The organism is Trichocoleus sp. FACHB-262, from assembly GCF_014696035.1.
Taxonomy (GTDB): domain Bacteria; phylum Cyanobacteriota; class Cyanobacteriia; order FACHB-46; family FACHB-46; genus Trichocoleus.
The window spans coordinates 22,883-42,771 of the sequence record NZ_JACJPK010000055.1 but is presented as its reverse complement, the minus strand read 5'-3'; the positions used below and the strand labels follow the sequence as shown (position 1 = coordinate 42,771).

Sequence of the window (19,889 nt, the reverse complement as noted above, 5' to 3'; positions counted from 1 at the left end):
ACCTAGGGGCTCCAGGTTACACTATTTACGATTTTAAGTATGCAGTCGAGGGAAGCTATCTATCCTAGAGCACAGCAAGGCAAACGCTCAAAAAAGTCTCAGTCTCGCCGCAAGTCATTTCCGTGGTTGATGCTGTTACTTCCTGCTGTCTTGTGGTTAGGGTACCGAGAAATTAGAAGTTACTTCCGGCAGCCCCAAGCAGTGCTAGTCCTAGGTGGTGCTCCGGAGCGGGAAGTATTTGCAGCTGAATTTGCGCGGGAACATCCTCAAATATCAGTTTGGATTTCAAGTGGCAGCAATCCAGAATATACAGAGTGGGCCTTCGCTGAGGCAGGAATTGCACCCGATCGCGTAATTATCGATCGCGAAGCCGTTGATACTGTCACCAATTTCACAACCTTAGTCGATAAATTCAAGGCGGAAGGAATTGACAGCGTTTACCTAATTACCTCTGACTACCATATGCGCCGAGCCCAAGTGATTGGTGAAATTGTTTTAGGTAGTCGGGGAATTGATTTTAAGCCGGTATCTGTCCCCTCTGGGCGATCGCCAGAATCGCTGGAAAAAGCTGTGCGAGATGGAGCTAGAGCCATACTTTGGGTTGCGACAGGTCGGACAGGCTCGCGTCTCAGTCAGCTCCTCAATACATCTGAGGCTCCTGAGCCAGCGGTTAATAAGTTCCCTTAACTTCAGGAGTATCAGAAGGGACAGATAGCTCTTGAACTAAAACGTAGGGCCGCACAATCAAGGCACTAAAGCGTTTCTCCTGGTCGCTGTTCCAGTCAGACAATTGAGTTGCAGTCGGCTTAGCTAATAAGTTCTGCTGAATCCAGCTCTGCACTTCGGCTACATTATCACTGGCGATCGCCACTCCTACATCTAACAAGCTCAATCCTGGAGCCACAACCAGCAGTACATCTCGCTGAGCATGAGGCATCAACCAGTTCCACTCCGCCTCATCCAGCATCTCTGCTAAATCCGCTCTAACACTGTCCAAACCTGACATTGACCACGACCTCTTAAACTCGGCTCATTTTAGCGTGTCTTCTTGTAACGTGTCTTCTTGGAGCACTTGCTCCTGTAACACTTTTTCAGCGGGTTCCGCTTTCATTTCATCAATTTCAAATAAGCTTACTAAGACAGCAGCAATAGGAATCGCCAAAAAAATTCCTAACAGACCTGCCACTCTTGCTCCTACTAGCAATGCAAAAAAGACGATCACAGGATTGATATTGAGTGATTCTTGCATTACTCGTGGGGCAATAAAGTTATCTTGGACTTGTTGCAAAACAACTGAAGCCACTAAGACTTGTAGCGCCAACCAGGCACTCTGAGACAAAACAATTAGCGAAACCAACGCCACGCCTAAGGTCGCTCCGATCCCCGGAATCGTATCCAGAATCCCGACCATCATGGCTAAGAGCAAAGCAAACGGAACCTGTAAAATTAAAAATACTAAAAAGCTAGTGGTGGTCAGAAATACAGTGAGCAAAAACTGCCCACGAAAAAAACCTAAGAACTTACGTTGTACAACTAGCGTAAACCGAGAGCGCAGATGAACAGGCACCAGTTTCATTAATAATTGCCAAAGCCGTCTGCCATCTAGCAACATGAAAAAGGCAACGACTGTAATTAGGATGAAATTAATAAAATTAGAAAAAAATACGCCTAATGCCGCCAGTCCCAAACCAATACTTGTTCCAACTTCTGACAAGAACTGGGTTTGAAACTGTCTTTGAATCTCATTGAGCTGAATTGGAATATTGCGATCGCGCAGAAATCGTTCGATGCGTTCAGTCAAGGGAATTAAAGAGTTGAGGACTTCCGAAATTCTGTCAACTAACTCTTGAGCCTGAGACGCTAAAGTAAAACCTACCGTTACTGCCAGCCCGCTAAACAGGACCAAACTAGAAATAAACACCAAACCAATAGCTAAACCGCGCGGCAAAAACCGTTGTAACCACCGCACTGGATAGTTAAGTAACAATGCCAAAACTGCTGCTAGGGTAAATGTGACAATTACAGTCTCGAAATACGCTAGTAGCTGTACTAAAGCCCAGCCAGATGCAAATAATAATAAAAAGCGAACGAGTGCCACATTATTCAGTCGGTCCCAGAAATCTCTGGCAGGTCGTTCATTCATATTTACAACAGGCAACAAGCCAAGAGTTTGTGATAGGTGTTATTCGGTGAGGAAGCTTAGAACCATGCCTATTTTCATGGTGTCCTTAGCTACTCGCAAACTCTCTTTGGTGGTAGTTCGTTGCTCTAAAGGGTATTGGGATTTATCGCCCTAAATCGTGCATGGCATGAATCACCTCAACACACTGCTGAGTCACAGCTTCTAGTTCTTCTCGCTCTGTCGATCGCGGCGGTGGAATTGGCTGTCCAATCCGAATTGTCAACGGTACAGGTCGAGGCGTTGCTGAGCCTTTACGGATAATAGCTTGGGTACCCCATAAGCTTACGGGCAGCAATGGAGCTTGAGTTTTAGCCGCAATCAATGCCGCTCCCAGTTTAGGACCAGGGATACGACCGTCCACGGTGCGCGTACCTTGCAGAAAAATACCTGCGGCCCAGCCCTGATCTAAAGCAGCCATAGCCTCTCGAATGGCACTCCGATCTGCCGAGCCGCGTTTGACTGGGTAAGCTCCGTAGAGCCGAATCGCTTGCTTAAGCACGGGCACCTGAAATAGTTCCTCTTTCGCCATGTAAGCCACGGGTCGGCGGACACAGCAGGAAACAATGGGCGGGTCGAAGTCGCTAGCATGATTGCTGACGATCACGAGTGGTCCTTGGTGGGGTACATGCTCTGCCCCATAAATTCGTCCTCGGAAATAGCTATGCAGCATAGGGCTGACCACCGACCACTTGAATAGGTGGTAGAGGAAGAGGCTAATTCGAGGTTCGCGGCTTTTGCCCATCAGTGTTAGTTTGCTACTCACTTAGCTGGGAAGATCAGCAGCAGTGCTGACGTTCTCTAGGGCTAAATCAGGAGCGGTGCGTTTAATTAAACCAGTTAGGACTTTACCGGGTCCGATTTCTACAACTCGGCCAATTCCTTCTTCCGGTAAGCGCAGAGAAATTTCTCGCCAACGTACCGATCCGGTCATTTGTTGCACTAAACGCTGCTTCAGTTCGGCAGCCGCGATCGCTGGGGTAGGTTCTACATTCGACAAGACTGGGATCTGAGCATCAGCAAAACTCACAGTTTCTAAGACTTGCTGGAATTCTGCCGCCGCGTCGGCCATCAAGGGCGAGTGAAATGCGCCTGACACATTGAGGCGAACCATGCGTTTCGCTTTAATTTGAGATAGAACGGCTTCAACCCCAGTTGGAGTGCCAGAAATCACCACTTGGCCTGCATTGTTGTCATTGGCTAAGACCACATCAGCAGTTTGAGCAATCTGTTGCTCTAGTTGCTCGCGATCGAAGCCGATCACAGCCGCCATCATGCCATCAGAGGCACTATCCATCAGTTCAGCCCGACGCTTCACCAAGCGCAGCCCAGACTCAAAATCAAAAGCTTTAGCTGCATAAAGTGCTACATACTCGCCTAAGCTATGACCTGCTACCAAATCAGCCTGTTGCCCTTTGGCTTGCATCAAGTCAACTAAAATGCTTTCCACAACATAAAGACAAGGCTGGGTATAGAGGGTACGCGATAGCTTGTCTTCTTCACTTTGACAGACTGCCAGAACCGACCAACCCAAGATCTGCTCTGCTTGCTCAAACTTGGTTTTTGTTTCGGGTAGCTCTAGCAGATCTACCCCCATCCCAATTGCCTGAGACCCCTGTCCAGGAAACACCCATGCCGTCTTTGTCATGTCTAGTTGATATCAGCAGATCAAGATTCAAACTTTATCACTTATCGGCCCCACTGGAAAATTGCCGCTCCCCAGGTCAGCCCAGCCCCAAAGCCGGAAGCTGCAATTACATCTCCAGGTTTAATTTGACCTTGTCGCACTACTTCATCTAGGGCAATGGGAATAGAAGCAGCAGAAGTATTCCCGTACCGGGCTAAGTTGCTAATCACTTTCTCGGCAGGCACCTTTAACCGTTGGGACACGGCATCAAGAATGCGTTGATTCGCCTGATGCAATAGCAACCAGTCAATTCGATCAACGCTGAGTTCTGCTCGGTAGAGGGCTTTTTCGATGACTTCTGGAACTCGCTTGACCGCAAAGCGGTACACTTCCTGCCCGTTCATAGTCACGGGTTGATAGGAGCCTAGACCCACTGTCACGCCAGGCAGGAGTTCTTGAGGCTGAGGTTGGTAACTCAAATTGAGTGAACTATTCTGGGTGCCATCGCTACAAATTTCAAATCCCAGCAGGCGATCGCTCTCATTGGCTTGGATGACTACCGCACCTGCGCCATCCCCAAACAGCACACAAGTGCGGCGATCGGACCAATCGACCCAGCGGGACAACATATCTGCCCCAATCAACAAGACGTTTTTGTAAACGCCAGTACGAATAAATTGGGCCGCAGTCACCAAGCCAAACACGAAACCAGAGCAAGCCGCAGTCAAATCAAAAGCGACTGCTTTGGTAGCGCCCAGTTCCGCTTGAATTTTGCTAGCGGTGCCAAATAAGTCGTCTGGAGTCGAAGTCGCCAGAATGATCAGGTCGAGGTCAGCCGTTGTAATTCCTGCCATGGCGATCGCGTTTTGAGCCGCCTCAGTCGCGATCGCCGCCAGAGAAACCTGTGGACTGGCCAGTTTTCGTTCCCGAATTCCCGTTCGAGTGGCAATCCACTCATCTGAGGTTTCTACGACCTGGCTCAACCCTGCATTGTCTAACACAGTTTTGGGAGCAGCTGACCCACTCCCAGTAATCGCAATTCCAGATGGCAACACGACTACTCTCCCTCACTTGCAGGAGCCGTCTTTCTTCCATAACACGACTGAATCCGATCTAAAACTTGATGATCAACAGCTTCCTTCGCTAGTCGCACCGCATTAAAGATAGAAGGTGCTTGAGAGCTACCATGACTGATAATGCAAACACCATCCACACCTAGAAGCAGACCGCCCCCATGCTCTGCGTGGTCCATCCGCTGCTTAATGCGCTTCAGATTCGGCTTTAATAGCGTGACCCCCAACTTGCCATTCAGACCTTGCGGCAATTCCTCTCGCAGAATTTGCAAAGCAACTTCACCCACTGCCTCAGCAAATTTCAGCAGAATGTTACCGACAAAACCATCGCAGACGATCACATCAAACTGACCTGATAGAACATCGCGGCCCTCAGCGTTGCCGACAAATGGGATTTTGGGGTTATCTTGCAACATTTGATGGGTGCGAACAGCTTGGTCATTGCCCTTGCAAGGTTCTTCACCAATATTGAGCAAGCCAACTTTGGGAGTTGAAACACCCAGAACATACTGGCTGTAGATAGTACCCATCTGGGCAAACTGCTCTAAGAACTTCGGGCGACAATCAACATTGGCACCAACATCTAGAATTAGCACTGGCTTTCCAGCCACTAGGGTTGGCAACACAGCTCCGATCGCAGGTCGATCAATGCCACGCAACCGCCCCAAGCGCAGTAATGCTGCCGCCATTGCTGCCCCTGAGTGCCCCGCAGAAACCACTGCGTCAGCTCGCTTCTGCTTAACCAAATCCATTGCCACATTAATAGATGCCTTAGGCTTCCGCTTTAGGGCACCCAGTGGCTCCTCATTCATCTCGATTGTGCCTTCGGATGGAATGATTTCGAGATGAGCAGAGCTATTATGTTGCTTGAGGTAAGCCTGGATTTGGTCAGGGTCTCCCACTAGCAAAGCTTCAATACCGAGTTCTTCTTGCGCTCGCAGCGCTCCAGCGACTATTTCAGCAGGGGCGTGGTCCCCGCCCATAGCATCGATTGCGATCCGTGCCCGAGTTGGTCCCATTGATCAAAGTTATAGAAACCTTACAAATTTTATCAGATGGCTTCTACGCCATCTTCAATTACTAACAGTCTACTCAGTCACTTCAACAAATTTTGCGGAAGTGCAAAGATTCGCCAAAATTATGCCACTCAAGCTGTAGCTGTCAAGGCTGAGCGATCGCGTCTACTGCTTTACCAGGCGGCTAAGCCCTTGCTTGGAGCCTAGCCGAAAAGTAGTTGGTACGCATCCAATCAGCCACAGTGAGTGAAACCGATGCAGCAAGAAAGAGTAGAAAAGTAAGCGGGCGTAGTTAGCTCTGATCAACAGCGATGAACTGAGCCTTACTCATCTGCACCAGGCTCAACAATCCGCTGGAATAGATAGCCAGTGCCGCGTGCAGTCAGGATCAATTCAGGATTGCTGGGATCATCTTCCAACTTGGCCCGCAGGCGAGAAATGTGAACATCTACAACCCTGGTATCTACGTGGCGCTCAGGTGTGTAGCCCCAAACTTCCTGCAAAATTTCTGAGCGAGAGAAGGGTTCTCCGGAACGGCTCACCAGTAGTTCCAAGAGACTGAATTCCATTCCAGTCAGCCGAATCCGCTCGTCACCTTTGTAAACTTGGCGCTTGTTAGTATCGATGCGCAGAGCATTGACATGGATCACGCCAGAGCTAGGAATCCCTGAAGTGCCCGTCTTCTCTACCCGACGCAGCACCGAGCGAATTCGAGCTTCTAACTCTTTGGGTGAGAAGGGCTTCACCACATAATCATCCGCACCCAGCTCTAGCCCAGTAATGCGATCGGCGACATCACCTAAGGCTGTTAGCATGATGATCGGCACATCGGACTCCTTACGAAGCTCCTGACATACACCGTAGCCATCTAGCTTCGGCATCATTACATCTAAAACAACCAGATCAGGTGAAGCATTGCGAAATGTGTCTAAGGCTTCTTCACCATCAGCAGCCGTGACGACATCGTAGCCAATCATCGAAAGCCGAGTTTCTAAGATGCGGCGGATACTGGCTTCGTCATCAACTACTAGTATCTTTTCTTTGTGATTTTCCAACTTATCCAACGCTCCTGTAAGTAGGATTTCTGATAGTTAATTTTTAGTACTTTATCATTAAGATAGTACCCTATTTAGACGGTTGAATGCCGCTGAAACTCTCATCATTATTGCCTTTCGGTTTTTCTTAACAATTAATCCGTCTTTGAGAGTATTTAAGAATAGTTAAGTAATGCCCAAAACTCGATCCCACTATGTTTGCAACCAATGTGCTGCCGAATCCCCGCAGTATTTTGGGAAGTGCCCATCGTGTCATGCTTGGAACTCTTTAGAAGAGCAGATCGTTAAATCTAACCCTGCTGCTGCCACTCCGATTGGTTTGACTGCTACCGCTCGCCTCAATGGTAAAAAACGTGCCTCATCAACTACCTCTGTGCAGGCTCGCTCATCTCTCACCTTCGAGCAAATTTCTGATCATCCGCAAGCGCGTGTTTCTTCTGGCTATACAGAGTTAGATCGCGTCTTAGGAGGCGGGATTGTGCCTGGTTCTTTGGTCTTAATTGGCGGAGATCCAGGGATTGGTAAATCCACCTTGTTACTACAGGTCGCTAATCAGCTAGGTTCTCAGCATCGGGTGCTCTATGTTTGTGCAGAGGAGTCTGGGCAGCAAGTGAAGCTGCGATCGCATCGATTGGGCATTGGCAAGCAGCCCCCTGTGCAGTTGCAGCAACGTTCAGCGGAAGAGGCTGCCGCAGCGACGGGAGATCCGGGGCCAAACTTATATGTTTTGCCAGAAACAGATCTAGAAACCGTTCTGGCAGAGTTGGAATCCTTAAAACCGACAGTGGCAGTGATTGATAGCATTCAAGCGCTCTACTATTCAGCTCTAGGCTCTGCTCCTGGGTCTGTATCCCAGGTGCGCGAATGCACCTCAGCTTTGATGCATGTGGCTAAGCGCGAGCACATTACGCTGTTTATTGTGGGGCACGTCACGAAAGAGGGGGCGATCGCGGGGCCTAAGGTACTGGAGCACTTAGTTGATACGGTGTTGTATTTTGAGGGCGATCGCTTTGCTAGCCACCGCCTATTGCGCTCAGTGAAAAATCGTTTTGGGGCAACTCATGAGCTAGGTGTCTTTGAAATGGCCGATCGTGGATTAGCAGAAGTTTCTAATCCATCCGAGCTGTTTTTAGGCAATCGAGAAGAGGTTGCGCCTGGCACGGCAACGATTGTGGCTTGCGAAGGCACCCGTCCCATCGTCGTAGAACTCCAAGCGCTGGTTAGTCCTACCAGCTATAGCTCCCCTCGTCGCTCCACCACAGGGATTGAGTACAATCGCTTGTTGCAAATTTTGGCAGTTTTAGAAAAGCGGGTCGGCATTCCCCTCTCTAAACTAGATGCTTACGTCGCTTCGTCGGGTGGCCTTAATGTCGGCGAACCTGCGGCTGATTTGGGTGTGGCTGTTGCTGTCGCTGCTAGTTTCCGCGATCGCGTCGTCGATGCCAAAACTGTCTTAATTGGGGAAGTAGGCTTAGGCGGACAAATTCGCCCAGTCTCGCAGATTGAGCTGCGCCTGAAGGAAGCCGCCAAACTGGGATTCAAACGCGCCATCATTCCTAAAGGGCAAACCGTTCCTGATATTGATCTAGAAATTATTCCAGTGGCCAAAGTATTAGATGCCATGATCGCCGCCTTACCAGGCCAACCCCGACATACTGTAGAGGCAGTACCGGATGCAGTCGAAGCCTCGTAGACCGCGGCAGCACCGCTACAATGGCTCTAACGTCGTTACCAGCGAGAGGAACTGATGCGTCTACCCTCTGAACCGGATGTGCCGCCACAGATTAACATCGTGCCGATGATCGATGTAATCTTTGCCATTTTGACCTTTTTTATCCTCTCATCGCTCTATCTGACCAGTTCTCAAGGGTTACCTGTCAATCTTCCCAAAGCGGCAACTGCTCAGTCCCAAAGCTCGACTCGCATCACAATCACGATTGACCCGCAAGGCCAAATTGCCCTCAACCGCCAAGCGATTCCACTAGATGCTTTAGAGGTAGGGGTACGCAACCTGATTCCCTCTGGCCAAGAGTCGATCGTAGTTTTGAACGCAGACGAAAACGTCAGGCATGGCCAAGTTGTGCAGGTGATGGATCGCTTGCGTCGCGTTCCGGGAGCACGTTTGGCGATCGCGACTCAAAGACCCTAGCGATATTGGTTCCATCTCCGCTCATGTCGTTGCCTCGCCTTTCCAACTCCAGCAGTTGGGAAAAGCGAGGCAATCTTTATTAGTGGTCTCAAGTTTTTTGATTACTGAAAAAATATTTAAGTTTTTATAGTTGATTTTTATATTCTTTATGAATCTTAATAAGAATAATATTGTCATGGTTGGCCTCTAAAGTTTCTGCGAACTACTACCTCAGAAGCTTTTCAGCATTTTCTACTTTTGTTTAACTGGATGGAGTGAAATCAACACTCCCCTGTGCAAGGGAGAAAGTGTAAAAATTTGTAATATAGCAAGATTAAAGTATATGACTCATTCTCATCTAGAACAAATTGCCAGCCAGCTAGAAAGCGAAAACTCACGCGATCGCATGTTGGCTTTGGCTTCTTTACGGGGAGTTTCAGCGGCTGAGGCAGTACCCCTGATTAAAAAAGTCCTGGACGATGAAAACTTACAAATCCGCTCAATGGCTGTGTTTGCCTTAGGCATCAAACCCACCGAAGAGTGCTACCCCATTTTGATCCGCCTGCTAGAGAACGACCCAGATTATGGCATTCGGGCTGATGCGGCTGGAGCCTTAGGTTATTTAGCCGATCCTCGGGCGTTAGAGCCGTTGTCTCGCGCTTTTTATGAAGATACAGATTGGCTCGTGCGTTTCAGTGCAGCGGTCTCTCTAGGCAACTTGAAGGATCACCGAGCTTATGATGTGTTAGTTCAAGCGCTAGACAGCCGTGAGATTGTGGTGCAACAAGCGGCGATCGCGGCCCTAGGTGAAATTAAAGCCGTAGAGGCAGTAGACAAGATTCTGCGGTTTGCTCAATCCGAAGACTGGCTAGTTCGCCAACGCCTCGCTGAAGCGTTAGGTCATCTCCCAAGTCCTAAAAGTGTCTCAGCTTTGAAGTTTCTAGAGAAAGACGGTCATCCCCATGTTTCAGAGTCGGCTAGGATCTCGCTGCAACGTTTATCCGAGCAAACTGAAACCGCCGAATAGAAATTGTTAATCGATTCGTTAACCAACTCAATAACCTGTCTGGTTCTAGTATCAGGCAGGTTTTTTGTTACCTGTAGGTTTACAACAATTTTCGATTCGTTAACCCAACTATTTCGCGAAAGCGGGGCTTGGGTTTGCCCAGTGCCAAAACCGGGTTACAAATAACCTATCAGCTCAGTGTACAGAGGCCGAATCTTGGTTAGATTACACTTCCTTGATGCTTTTAATGCTTTTACTCCTCTGTCTATAAAGACTCCAAAAAGATTGGTTCTTGGGTCTCTTCAGTGTTTCTGGCTTTGATAGAGTCAAATTACGGCCAAGGGGCATCTTAAGTAATTTTTTTAACATAAATAATCGCAAAAACACTGAGTAAAAGCAATGCCAGTTTCTAATTCATGGTGGTTTAAGTTTCCGATCGCCATTGGTTTAACCGCAGCGATCGCCGCCTCTGCTTACGGCTTTGGGATCGCCAATAAAGCGCCTGCTAACAAACTTCAAGCAGCTGATCTGTTAGAGCAAGGCTTCTCCTTCCGAGCCGCAGGTCAACTGCCTGAAGCTCTAGCGGCTTTTGAGCAAGCCATTGAGACCAAGCCGAACTACGCTGAAGCCTACACAGCCAAAGGAGCTTTACTAGCAAAACAAGGCAAAAATTCCGAAGCGATCGCTGCCTTTGGCCAAGCGATTGAAGCCGATCCGCAGTTAGCCGCTCCTTATCTAGGCTGGAGCCAAGTGTTGATTCAGCAGGGCAAGTTTATGGAAGCCAAGGTAGTGCTAAGTCAAGCCCGCAGCACCCTTAAACAACAAAGTGACACTCAGCAAACTGGAGTGGTTAATCACTTAATGTCCAGCTTCTAGGCGATCCAGCTAGCCTCAATCTTTACTCAAACCCTAACTTTACTCAAACTCTAACTGTCCTTGATCACCATCTAAGGTGACGAGTCTACCGACTGGCAATGCAGCATTGGGGCCATCGTGACCGAAAGGCAGGTCAGAAACAATGGGAATGTTAAGGTCGCTGAGGCGATCGCGCAACACCTCTTCGATGCTAAAGCTGGGCACATTAGCAGGGGGTTGGCATTGGCTAAAGCGCCCCAATGCGATCGCGCGCACGGCTTGAAACGCCCCGCTCAAGCGCCATTGTGTCAGCATTCGGTCAATTCGGTAGGGCGCTTCCGAAACATCCTCGAAGGCTAAGATGACACCTGCTAGCTGCGGTTGATGCGGTGTATGCAGCAAGTGAGTTGCAACCGTCAAGTTAGCAGGTAGCAAAATTCCCCTGGCTTGCCCGCCTCCCCAACCTTGTCCTGACAGAGGAGCTAGGGAGTTACGTCCTTCCACCCAGCCAAATAAACGCTCAACCGACCAATCTGGCTCAGCGGCTAAAGTGGTCAACAAAGGGCCATGAACCCCAGAAACTTCTTGCTGGCTTAGGCTCCACAGCAAGCTAGTGATATCAGAAAAACCGATCAACCATTTAGGTGGTGTCGGCGGCCAATGCCAATCCTCTAGCAGGCGCGCCCCGCCATAACCGCCTCTGGCACAAAGAATTCCTTGGCAATCTGGATCTTTTAATGCAGTTTCTAGCTGCTGGCGACGGCTCAGATCATCTCCTGCCAAATATCCCCACCGAGCATCAAAACCAGGGGTAAGTTCTACCTCATAGCCACGCGATCGCCAAATTTCTAGCCCTTGCTGAAAGGCATTCAATTCTCGCAATGTGCCGCTAGGGGCAATCACCCGCAAGCGATCGCCAGGTTTGAGGAAGGGAGGAAGTTGGCAGTTCATGCTGGCCTCAGTGTTATTCCCAGAATGTCTGCAAACCATTCTTCCATGCGATCGCCCATTGCCGCTTGCGAAAACTCCGCCTCAGCTTGTTGGCGACAGGTCGCCCGATCGATTTGGTCAATTTTGGCGATCGCCGCCACTAAACCAGACACACTATCTGGTTCTACTAGCCAACCCGTCTTGCCATCTTTCACGATTTCCGCTGGCCCACCCCGTCGATAGGCAATCACCGGAACGCCACAGGCTAAAGCCTCAATCGCCACATTGCCAAAGGCTTCCACCCAGCGGGGTGTGACTAACAAGGCACGACACTGGCGTAATACTTCCTGCAACTCAATAGTGGGGAGGAAACCCAAGTATTCAACTGGAGCCTTGGGATAGCTTTGGCAAAGTTGTTGCCAATAGGCAGCATCTTGCATCGCACCCAAGATTTTCAGTGGCATACCTGTCTCCTGAGCCGCCGCGATCGCATCTTCCAAACCTTTTTCGGGGGCAATTCGCCCAACCCACCCTAGCCAAGGCTGGGGTTCTCCACAGAATTGATACAGAGACAAATCAAATCCATTACCCAAACAACGACAGTGGCTTGCAAAGGAAAACGTGGCCGCTTGAGCTTGGCTGTGTACTCCGATCGTGCGAGGAAATTGCCTTGCTACTTGTCCAATAATTTGGTCCATTGCATCGGTAAGCGAACCCATACTCACCAAATGCGCGATCGGACGTGGAAAAAATCGAGTTAAGTAAAAGGGCAGCCAATCGTAGGCAAAATTCACCAACAAATCGTAATCTGGCGCAACTCGACGAGCATAATCCCACATATTGGCCAGCACCGCTGCACCTGGCATCACGATAGGGTCAGTTCTCAACTGAGTTTGAGCAGTGGTCTGCAACTCTCCGGCAATTTCGATGATCGGCAGCGTCCGCAAGCTGGAACCTGTAGGGGCAAGAATCTGCAACGAGTGGCCCCGGCTCATCAGTTCTAGAGCAATGTTGTGCAACGTTAGCTCAACCCCACCGCCTAAGCCAGACCCTAAAGGCCCCACGGAAGTAGAAACAAACAAAAGTTTGAGTGGACTATCTAGGGAAATAATTGTACCCATTGAGTACTGATGAAAAGAACAAATTAATCCTGACCAACCACAGGGTCAAGAAAGTTTTTAGGGATCGGAGAGACTCTCAGGTAAGCTTTCTGGTGGACTCACAGAATTTTTCAGCGCTGGGACGCTTTCCACATTGGCAATCGTCTTAATCCGGTTCACTTGATTGAGTGCCCAACGTGCCGTCTCTTGCACTTCTGCATCCGGATCTTCTGTCGCATGACGCAGCAGTTGGCTAATTTGGCCGACCAGATCATAAATCCGGGTGATGTCGCGGATCGCATTTTTCCGTACTTCTGGATTTTCATCTTGCAAGGAAATCGCTAAAGCTCGATTCATCGGCTTCAGGGTCCGTACGCCAATCTCCGACAAGGAAGCCAAAATTAAGCTGCGTTGCTTAGAGTCAGAGTCAATCATTAAGTCGACTAACGGCTGTACTGCCTGAGTATCACCCCGTTGCCCTAGTTCCCAAATGGCCTTCCGCCGCTTAGCAGGATCTGGGCTGCGTAGATCCTTAACCAATTCCTCAACAATATTGATTTTGGCTAGTCGTGTGGTTTCTCGGACAGGCAACGACTTGGAATTAGAGGTTTCACTAGATGCCTCTGACTGATTGCCATCAACCGCGATCGCCGGAACACTGTGGCCATTGCTGCTCACCTCCACGGCAGGAGTATGAGGACTAGAAACTGACGGCTCTACAGGATTAGTGTCTGCTCCAGATAAGCTGGGCGGGGAAGAATCACGACCTGCTAAAGTCTTCGGTTGTTTCGACTGGCCGCTCGCCCTTAGCAGTGAATATAAAATTCCAGTTCCAATGGCTGCGATCGCGATTACACCCACCAACCAACCTAACCAACTCCGTTGCGGTCCAGCAGATTTAGCCTCTTGAGCGGGGGTTGGAGTTGTTTTCGGAGCCTCAGTTTTAGCGCTCTGTAACTCTTGTAAGCGAGAGAGCGTGCTTGGACCTGCAACCCCATCTGGACTGAGACCGATCGCTTTTTGAAAATTTAAAACAGCAGTCTCAGTACTCGGGCTGTAAGTTCCATCGGCAGCGCCATCAAAGTAGCCTAAAAGCTTCAGGGTGGTTTGCAACTGTTTCACCGCTGGTCCTTGAGCACCAGGTTGCAGCGTTGTGCCAGGCGTAATGCTGCTAGGCGACGAGCTAGCAGTTGTAGGTGCAGTAGCTGAATCACCCACGACAGGTGGGGATTGGGCTAAGTTAAGTGAGCTGGCGAGTAAGAGAGGGCTAGGAGCCTCAGGTGCAGATGCCCTAGAGCGGACTCCCGTGTAACTCCTTGCTGGCTCAGGGATGACACCGAGGAAAGTGACACAGGTAAGCAGGAGTAAAGTGGAGCGGTAGAGCGTCATAAATAAACCCAAGGCTTAAAGACTACAACCAGGGCAAGCAGTGAGAGTGCGATCGTTGCAAATTAACATAGCGGCTTTGACTCTCATGGGCCTTCAAAAGATTCCTTAGTTTTACGGAATCAAAAAGCCTTCTAAAAACAGGACATGATCTATAAATAACCTGGGTTAGTCGCACTATTACTGCAAAATTTTAGATTCCGCGTCGGTAATTTGCAGAGGCACCCTCGTAACATCGCTGATATTACCGCCAGATTGAGGTAATAGTTCTACAGTTGCAGCGACCGTTTCCTCAAGTAGGGACACCGGTTCTGATGCAGTAGCACCCTGAAGCTTCCGGGCGATCGCCTCACGCTGATTGATCAGATAAATGCTAACCAAGGTCAGACCCACCCCAAACCACTGCAAAGGACTTAACACTTCCGCTAAGAATAAATTACCAAACAGTAAGGCAAACACAGGTGTCAGAAATGTCAAAGCGCTCAAGCTGGTTAGGCTACCGCTAGAGGCAAAGTAAAAGAACAAGCCATAAGCGATCGCACTACCAAAGACAGTGGAGTAGCTCAATGCCATCCACCCAGAAAAGTCTAGATGCACCCACTGCTCAGACTCCCACAGCGATGAAAACGCAAAAAGTGGCAGACCTCCCAATATCATATGCCACCCAGTGGCTGTGACCGGATCAGCATAGCGAAAGACTAAGCGAGCCATGACGGTGCCTACGGCCATAGACAGAGCCGCTAAAAGCATCAACCATTCGCCATTCTGGAACAGTTGCTGTAGTAGTTCTGGGGCTGAAGGGAAGGAAGCGATCGCAAAATGCCCTTGCAGTAATCCCCAAATCCATTCATCGGGTAGCCCTAGCAAGCTAATACCCAGCACGCCTAAGCCTAAACCGAGCCAACCCCACAAGCCAATGTGTTCGCCAAACAGCCAACAGGCCAGCAGAGCCACAGCCAACGGTTGAGAGTCAATCATGACTGACCCTAAACCCGCAGTGGTACGAGTCAATCCTTCTGCTAAAAAGCCTTGAAATAAAGCTCCATCCACCAAGGCAAAACTCAAAATTCCGAGCCAAGCTGTCCAACCCCGTGGTTGCGGTCGTCGCATCATCGCTGCGACCCCTAAAATCATCATCCCCGCAGGCACCAAGCGCACCCCTGCTAAAAACATAGGGGTAGTCTGCGGAATGACTCCTTTCATCGCTACCATCGCCGTGCCCCAGAGAAAAAAGGGCGCAATCAAAAGGAGTGGTGCTACGGGTAACTTTGATTCAGAGAGTCTTAGGTGCATGCAATAACTCCGGGAAGGACTGGGCGGTGCCAAATACTAAACCTTAGGCCCGCATCCTAATCTCATCTAGGATGCTGAGTGATTGAGAAAACTGAGCTACAGCTTGCAGTACAGCTTTAATTAATTGTACTGAGTTATATACTTATGTTAAGTAACTTATTTAAACATACTCGTTTTACTACTGCGGTACCGAAGTTTGAGCAAACGGCTGATTCTGAGCAACAGATCAGGTTTCTGGATCCAGCAGAATCCTAGTGCCCTAGCAGTAGCAACCCCAATACTTTCAATCCAATCGTCTAAGAATTAAGGCACACTAGGAGTCAGACCGCTCCAGCTAACAGTGCAATACTTTTAACCTGCTGGTCAGCTTCAGCTCCTTGAGGAAAGCTGAAAACTTAGGCTGTCATACCAGTCTGAGTCGGTCTCTACCTCAAAATTGACTGACATCATTTCGTACTGGTTCTCAATTACTCATGATTTGGCCTTTCAAGCCTCGGTCTCGAAAACAAATTGCTCGTATTGAAGTCTCAGGGGCGATCGCAGGAGCAACCCGCAAGCGAGTTTTAGAAGCTCTCAAGACAGTAGAAGAAAGAGAATTTCCCGCTCTGCTCCTACGGATTGATAGCCCTGGTGGTACTGTCGGGGACTCCCAAGAAATCTACAGTGCGCTCAAACGTCTGAGCGAAAAAATCAAAATTGTTGCCAGCTTCGGCAATATTTCTGCATCAGGTGGCGTTTACATCGGCATGGGCGCAAATTACATTGTCGCCAATCCGGGTACCATCACTGGCAGCATTGGGGTAATTCTCCGGGGCAATAACTTAGAGCGTCTTCTAGAAAAAGTAGGCGTTTCCTTCAAAGTGATCAAATCTGGTCCCTACAAAGATATTTTGGCTTTTGACCGAGAGCTGACAGAGCCAGAAGCCCATATTTTGCAATCGTTGATTGACACAAGCTACCTACAGTTTGTGCAGACTGTGGCTGAAGCCCGCAAATTAGCGGTGGATACAGTTAAAAGCTTTGCAGATGGGAGAGTTTTCACAGGTGAGCAAGCCCAAGAACTAGGGCTTGTAGATCGCTTAGGCACCGAAGAAGATGCTCGTCGCTGGGCGGCAGAACTTGCAGGTCTTGATCCAGAAAAAACTCGTTGCTACAACTTGGAAGAACGCAAGCCCTTCTGGAGTCGTGTTGTTCCTAGTACGAGTCAAAGTCGCTCTGGAGTCAGGGCTTGCCTCGATTGGATGGAGTTTGAATTGTCTACCAGTGGTCTACCTTTGTGGCTTTACCGACCTTAGCGAACCACTTGCCCAGAATTGACAATTTAATGCCTTGAAAATCCTAGATTTTGTTAACATTGGCTCGCATTGTCAAGATTTTCAGTTATCGTTGCGATCGCTCAGGTTAGATAATCTGAGCCATAAAAATTCAACTTGATGAACCTTGGTTTAATCACATGACGGAGGATGATGGCGTGGAATGGAGAGTTCGGGCAATTCGTGGTGCAACAACTGCCTCAGAAAATACGGCTGAGGCAATTCGAGAAGCAGTCGCTGAGCTGTTAGATGAGCTAGAAGCTCATAATCAACTCGATCCAGAAGAAATTATCAGTGCGACGTTCTCAGTTACCCGCGACTTGGACGCCATCTTTCCGGCTTCAGTAGCGCGTGATCGTCCCCGTTGGCAGAATGTTCCTTTGCTAGATGTGCAACAAATGCACGTTGAAGGCAGTTTGGAGCGTTGCATTCGCTTCCTGATTCATTTCAACACTCCGAATCCGCACGTCGAAATCTATCATCCCTATCTCCGTCAAGCCAAGAGCTTAAGACCCGATTGGATCTTGGCTCAAACAGGCTTGGCATCGCCCGTCGTTAAGTCTCATCGTTAACTAAGTTCAATCACTAAAAAAGGGAGCAGGGTTAAGTCTTGCTCCCTTTTTTAGTGGTTTAAGCCGGGTTTAACTGGACTGGTCAACTGTGAACTTCCAAGCCCTGAGCTACCTCTAAGCTACTGTTGGCTGGGCTAGCTTGGCTTATAGGAGTGTTTACCTCTGAAGACTCCAGCGATCGCGGGCGATGAAAACGAATGCCTAGGAAGACATCGTACACAAAGTGCCAAAAGTCTTTAGTCTCCGATAAACCCAGCGATTGGTGGCAACCCTTAGCGTCTAACAAAGGCTGAGTGGCATAGTAAGCAGGCTGATAGTTGTACCAGGGAATAGAAGGCCACAGATGATGGATCAGATGGTAGTTCTGACCCATAATCAGCAGGTTCAGAATCCGGTTGGGGTAGACTCTAGCGTTCTTCCAGCGATCGCGCTCCTGAAAAGGTCGGTGGGGCAAATAGTCAAAGAATAAGCCCAGAGCTAACCCTACAACTGCCAGAGGCACAAACCAAAAATTGAAAATGTAGCCCAGAAAGTCGTGCTGGCAGGCTGTGTAAATTAGAGCACCGACGGCTAGGCGAGCGAGAAACCACTCCAATAACTCGGACTTCCGCCATAGCCGACGGCGGAAAAAGAAAATTTCGTGGTACATGAAACGAGCCGCAATAAACCAGAGCGGCCCCCCGGTCGAAACAAAGTGATCGGGGTCGTTGTCTGGATCATTCACATTGGCATGATGCTGCATGTGCACGCGCGTAAAGACTGGGAAAGAAAAACCCAGCATTAAGGCACTGCCATGTCCCATAACGGCATTGATGATGCGATTGCGATGTGCCACATTGTGGGATGCATCATGAATCACCGTCCCCACCATATGTAGAGCAATGACAGTCATGCTAAAGCAGCACCAGTCAAGCCATTCCCAACACCAGTAACCCAGTATCGATAGGATTTCTATGGCTACCGCTGCCAGGAACATTAGCAGCGTCGGGTTAAATTGACCCGGAGGACCCATTAACTCCTTCGGCACTGTCAGGGGCTTTACTGCCTCCGACATCGTTATCAATACTCCTTGTTGGTCATCCTCGCGTAGTATACGATACGAATGCGGAATAATAAAGTTTTGTGAAACTAGCTCATCTAATCAGAGCTGCGCTAACAGTAGCGTCAAATTAAATAATTTGAGCCAACTTTAGAGTAACAAGAGCAATTTAACCTCAGAAGTTCACGGACGTTGCCTGACAACCTCAGCTTTAAACACTTCAGCAGAAACCCAACTTCAATGAAGACTCGGTGAAATCACCCTCCTAGGTCGGCGGATCTTCCGATGTAAATGCTAGGTCTGAATTGTTATCAGGGTTGTAGGAGTGCTCTATCGCATTAGGTGCATCAGGGCTTTGTTACATCAGGGGTGGTGTTGCGGTGATTAGTTGTCATTCACTCTGAAGAGGCTTTGATTATGGTGTTATTGCAATCTCAAGGTAATTCTCAAGGTCGTTTCAAGCTAACGTTTCTTACTTTTAAGGCTACAAGTTTGGCTACAGGAGCTGTGGTGTTCTTAGGTGGTGGGTTATTCGCAGGGATGACTGGTAGCGCGATCGCTGCCACACCTACCAGTTCCGGATCAGCATCAAAGGATATTCAAGTACAAACAGAGGCTGAAAATTCGGAGTCTACACCTACGACAAACCCAAGTAGCGGCTCTACTCAAACTAGCGTGGCAAATAGACCCCGCTTTACTTGTGAAATGCTCAACGGCCAGTACACGGTGGTTTATCACCCAGAGAGCCGTCCTAGCGAATCCTATCCCTGGGCGACACCCAGCCAACTAGGCGGTGGTTGGACTCCTCAAGCTCGTTGTCAAGAAATCAGTCGTCGTTTAGAACTCTACCGTCCTGATGGCCTACAGGAAATGCGAACAGCGGTGGAAAATAACTACAACACAGTTTGTGTTACCACCGAGAAAAATTCAACTTGTCGCATCGTTCTGACAGTCCCGCCGAATCAAGACCCGCTGACGACTCGCGATCGCGTCTTCCAAAACTTGACGATTGCTGACAGTGGCCAACAAACTCAAGCAGCTAATACGTTTGTAGGTAGCAGTCGTGTAGGCAATAGTTCTGTAAGCGCCAGCAGCCGGGGAGGTGACAAGCTGGACGAATTGGTTAACTTAGGTGTCTCGCTTCTAGGCGGGCGGCAGGAGCGCTCTAGCAACATCAACTTGCGGCCCTTCCTTGATCCCGCTGATGGTGGAACAGGCAGCAAGCTAGGTCAAGGTATGTCTACTCGCAACAATCCTCGCCTCAATCCAGCCAATTTTCGTTAGGTAAAAATTAAAACAGGGTGGGTTTTGCAAATT

20 protein-coding genes are annotated in these 19,889 nt (G+C 49.1%); 8 read left to right on the top strand and 12 right to left on the bottom strand.

The features are described 5' to 3' along the window. Nucleotides 1-39: 39 nt before the first annotated feature. Nucleotides 40-687: a YdcF family protein gene (locus H6F68_RS10855; RefSeq protein ID WP_190558906.1), complete on the top strand. Its 648-nt coding sequence runs from the start codon at nucleotides 40-42 to the stop codon at nucleotides 685-687. On the opposite strand, the gene H6F68_RS10850 is transcribed toward H6F68_RS10855, so the two are convergent. The 7 genes from H6F68_RS10850 to rpaB form a co-directional block, all read right to left on the bottom strand. Then, nucleotides 671-1,006, bottom strand: a complete 336-nt coding sequence (locus H6F68_RS10850) for a DUF2288 domain-containing protein (RefSeq protein ID WP_190558904.1) — start codon at nucleotides 1,004-1,006, stop codon at nucleotides 671-673. The two genes, H6F68_RS10855 and H6F68_RS10850, sit on opposite strands and share 17 nt — an antisense overlap. 24 nt (nucleotides 1,007-1,030) lie before the next feature. Further along, nucleotides 1,031-2,143, bottom strand: coding sequence for an AI-2E family transporter (locus tag H6F68_RS10845; protein ID WP_190432849.1), 1,113 nt, complete (start codon nucleotides 2,141-2,143; stop codon nucleotides 1,031-1,033). A gap of 142 nt (nucleotides 2,144-2,285) precedes the next feature. Next, entirely contained in the window at nucleotides 2,286-2,945 is a 660-nt protein-coding gene (locus tag H6F68_RS10840; RefSeq protein ID WP_399313614.1) for a lysophospholipid acyltransferase family protein, read from the bottom strand. After that, complete coding sequence (gene fabD, locus H6F68_RS10835; RefSeq protein ID WP_190558902.1) at nucleotides 2,946-3,827, bottom strand: ACP S-malonyltransferase; 882 nt, start codon at nucleotides 3,825-3,827, stop codon at nucleotides 2,946-2,948. Nucleotides 3,828-3,868: 41 nt separating this feature from the next. Next, complete coding sequence (locus H6F68_RS10830; protein WP_190558900.1) at nucleotides 3,869-4,861, bottom strand: beta-ketoacyl-ACP synthase III; 993 nt, start codon at nucleotides 4,859-4,861, stop codon at nucleotides 3,869-3,871. A 2-nt stretch (nucleotides 4,862-4,863) separates the two neighbouring features. Further along, on the bottom strand, nucleotides 4,864-5,898 hold the full coding sequence (plsX, locus tag H6F68_RS10825) for a phosphate acyltransferase PlsX (RefSeq protein ID WP_190432843.1): 1,035 nt from the start codon (nucleotides 5,896-5,898) through the stop codon (nucleotides 4,864-4,866). A 320-nt stretch (nucleotides 5,899-6,218) separates the two neighbouring features. Beyond that, on the bottom strand, nucleotides 6,219-6,950 hold the full coding sequence (gene rpaB, locus H6F68_RS10820; RefSeq protein ID WP_190432840.1) for a response regulator transcription factor RpaB: 732 nt from the start codon (nucleotides 6,948-6,950) through the stop codon (nucleotides 6,219-6,221). Between the two features lie 172 nt (nucleotides 6,951-7,122). On the opposite strand from rpaB, the gene radA reads away from it, so the two are divergent. The 4 genes from radA (at nucleotide 7,123) to H6F68_RS10800 (ending at nucleotide 10,960) form a co-directional block, all read left to right on the top strand. Next, a complete protein-coding gene (radA, locus tag H6F68_RS10815) occupies nucleotides 7,123-8,643 on the top strand; it encodes a DNA repair protein RadA (RefSeq protein ID WP_190432839.1) in 1,521 nt (506 codons plus the stop codon). 54 nt (nucleotides 8,644-8,697) lie between these two features. After that, a complete protein-coding gene (locus tag H6F68_RS10810) occupies nucleotides 8,698-9,099 on the top strand; it encodes a biopolymer transporter ExbD (protein ID WP_190558898.1) in 402 nt (133 codons plus the stop codon). Nucleotides 9,100-9,421: 322 nt separating this feature from the next. Next, the gene (locus H6F68_RS10805) at nucleotides 9,422-10,105 is read left to right on the top strand and encodes a HEAT repeat domain-containing protein (RefSeq protein WP_190558896.1); all 684 of its coding nucleotides are present in this window, start codon (nucleotides 9,422-9,424) and stop codon (nucleotides 10,103-10,105) included. Between the two features lie 378 nt (nucleotides 10,106-10,483). Continuing rightward, the gene (locus H6F68_RS10800) at nucleotides 10,484-10,960 is read left to right on the top strand and encodes a tetratricopeptide repeat protein (protein WP_190558894.1); all 477 of its coding nucleotides are present in this window, start codon (nucleotides 10,484-10,486) and stop codon (nucleotides 10,958-10,960) included. Between the two features lie 39 nt (nucleotides 10,961-10,999). Here H6F68_RS10800 and H6F68_RS10795 read toward each other — a convergent pair whose 3' ends face one another. The 4 genes from H6F68_RS10795 to H6F68_RS10780 form a co-directional block, all read right to left on the bottom strand. After that, nucleotides 11,000-11,890, bottom strand: coding sequence for an LD-carboxypeptidase (locus H6F68_RS10795; protein ID WP_190558892.1), 891 nt, complete (start codon nucleotides 11,888-11,890; stop codon nucleotides 11,000-11,002). Beyond that, nucleotides 11,887-12,990: a glycosyltransferase family 4 protein gene (locus H6F68_RS10790; protein WP_190558890.1), complete on the bottom strand. Its 1,104-nt coding sequence runs from the start codon at nucleotides 12,988-12,990 to the stop codon at nucleotides 11,887-11,889. Before H6F68_RS10790 ends, H6F68_RS10795 begins: the two co-directional genes overlap by 4 nt. Before the next feature lie 57 nt (nucleotides 12,991-13,047). Beyond that, entirely contained in the window at nucleotides 13,048-14,358 is a 1,311-nt protein-coding gene (locus H6F68_RS10785; protein ID WP_190558888.1) for a peptidoglycan-binding protein, read from the bottom strand. A 177-nt stretch (nucleotides 14,359-14,535) separates the two neighbouring features. After that, a complete protein-coding gene (locus H6F68_RS10780; RefSeq protein ID WP_190558886.1) occupies nucleotides 14,536-15,648 on the bottom strand; it encodes a DMT family transporter in 1,113 nt (370 codons plus the stop codon). Nucleotides 15,649-16,121: 473 nt separating this feature from the next. Between H6F68_RS10780 and sppA the strand changes: the two genes are divergently transcribed. Both sppA and aroH read left to right on the top strand, forming a co-directional pair. After that, nucleotides 16,122-16,943, top strand: a complete 822-nt coding sequence (sppA, locus tag H6F68_RS10775; protein ID WP_190558884.1) for a signal peptide peptidase SppA — start codon at nucleotides 16,122-16,124, stop codon at nucleotides 16,941-16,943. 158 nt (nucleotides 16,944-17,101) lie between these two features. Then, a complete protein-coding gene (gene aroH, locus H6F68_RS10770) occupies nucleotides 17,102-17,533 on the top strand; it encodes a chorismate mutase (protein WP_190558882.1) in 432 nt (143 codons plus the stop codon). An 82-nt stretch (nucleotides 17,534-17,615) separates the two neighbouring features. On the opposite strand, the gene crtR is transcribed toward aroH, so the two are convergent. Then, nucleotides 17,616-18,587 (bottom strand): beta-carotene hydroxylase, encoded by a 972-nt coding sequence (crtR, locus tag H6F68_RS10765; RefSeq protein ID WP_190553066.1) that lies wholly within the window; start codon nucleotides 18,585-18,587, stop codon nucleotides 17,616-17,618. Nucleotides 18,588-18,989: 402 nt separating this feature from the next. On the opposite strand from crtR, the gene H6F68_RS10760 reads away from it, so the two are divergent. Continuing rightward, a complete protein-coding gene (locus H6F68_RS10760; protein WP_242065451.1) occupies nucleotides 18,990-19,856 on the top strand; it encodes a COP23 domain-containing protein in 867 nt (288 codons plus the stop codon). Nucleotides 19,857-19,889 lie beyond the last annotated feature (33 nt).

What these genes read in the sequence shown, in the direction of transcription:
- sppA (WP_190558884.1), top strand. Translation starts at nt 16,122, where the DNA reads ATGATTTGGCCTTTCAAGCCTCGGTCTCGAAAACAAATTGCTCGTATT.
- H6F68_RS10810 (WP_190558898.1), top strand. Translation starts at nt 8,698, where the DNA reads ATGCGTCTACCCTCTGAACCGGATGTGCCGCCACAGATTAACATCGTG.
- H6F68_RS10805 (WP_190558896.1), top strand. Translation starts at nt 9,422, where the DNA reads ATGACTCATTCTCATCTAGAACAAATTGCCAGCCAGCTAGAAAGCGAA.
- aroH (WP_190558882.1), top strand. Translation starts at nt 17,102, where the DNA reads ATGACGGAGGATGATGGCGTGGAATGGAGAGTTCGGGCAATTCGTGGT.
- H6F68_RS10845 (WP_190432849.1), bottom strand. Translation starts at nt 2,143, where the DNA reads ATGAATGAACGACCTGCCAGAGATTTCTGGGACCGACTGAATAATGTG.
- H6F68_RS10785 (WP_190558888.1), bottom strand. Translation starts at nt 14,358, where the DNA reads ATGACGCTCTACCGCTCCACTTTACTCCTGCTTACCTGTGTCACTTTC.
- fabD (WP_190558902.1), bottom strand. Translation starts at nt 3,827, where the DNA reads ATGACAAAGACGGCATGGGTGTTTCCTGGACAGGGGTCTCAGGCAATT.
- radA (WP_190432839.1), top strand. Translation starts at nt 7,123, where the DNA reads ATGCCCAAAACTCGATCCCACTATGTTTGCAACCAATGTGCTGCCGAA.
- H6F68_RS10760 (WP_242065451.1), top strand. Translation starts at nt 18,990, where the DNA reads ATGGTGTTATTGCAATCTCAAGGTAATTCTCAAGGTCGTTTCAAGCTA.
- plsX (WP_190432843.1), bottom strand. Translation starts at nt 5,898, where the DNA reads ATGGGACCAACTCGGGCACGGATCGCAATCGATGCTATGGGCGGGGAC.
- crtR (WP_190553066.1), bottom strand. Translation starts at nt 18,587, where the DNA reads ATGTCGGAGGCAGTAAAGCCCCTGACAGTGCCGAAGGAGTTAATGGGT.
- H6F68_RS10790 (WP_190558890.1), bottom strand. Translation starts at nt 12,990, where the DNA reads ATGGGTACAATTATTTCCCTAGATAGTCCACTCAAACTTTTGTTTGTT.
- H6F68_RS10795 (WP_190558892.1), bottom strand. Translation starts at nt 11,890, where the DNA reads ATGAACTGCCAACTTCCTCCCTTCCTCAAACCTGGCGATCGCTTGCGG.
- H6F68_RS10855 (WP_190558906.1), top strand. Translation starts at nt 40, where the DNA reads ATGCAGTCGAGGGAAGCTATCTATCCTAGAGCACAGCAAGGCAAACGC.
- H6F68_RS10780 (WP_190558886.1), bottom strand. Translation starts at nt 15,648, where the DNA reads ATGCACCTAAGACTCTCTGAATCAAAGTTACCCGTAGCACCACTCCTT.
- H6F68_RS10850 (WP_190558904.1), bottom strand. Translation starts at nt 1,006, where the DNA reads ATGTCAGGTTTGGACAGTGTTAGAGCGGATTTAGCAGAGATGCTGGAT.
- H6F68_RS10800 (WP_190558894.1), top strand. Translation starts at nt 10,484, where the DNA reads ATGCCAGTTTCTAATTCATGGTGGTTTAAGTTTCCGATCGCCATTGGT.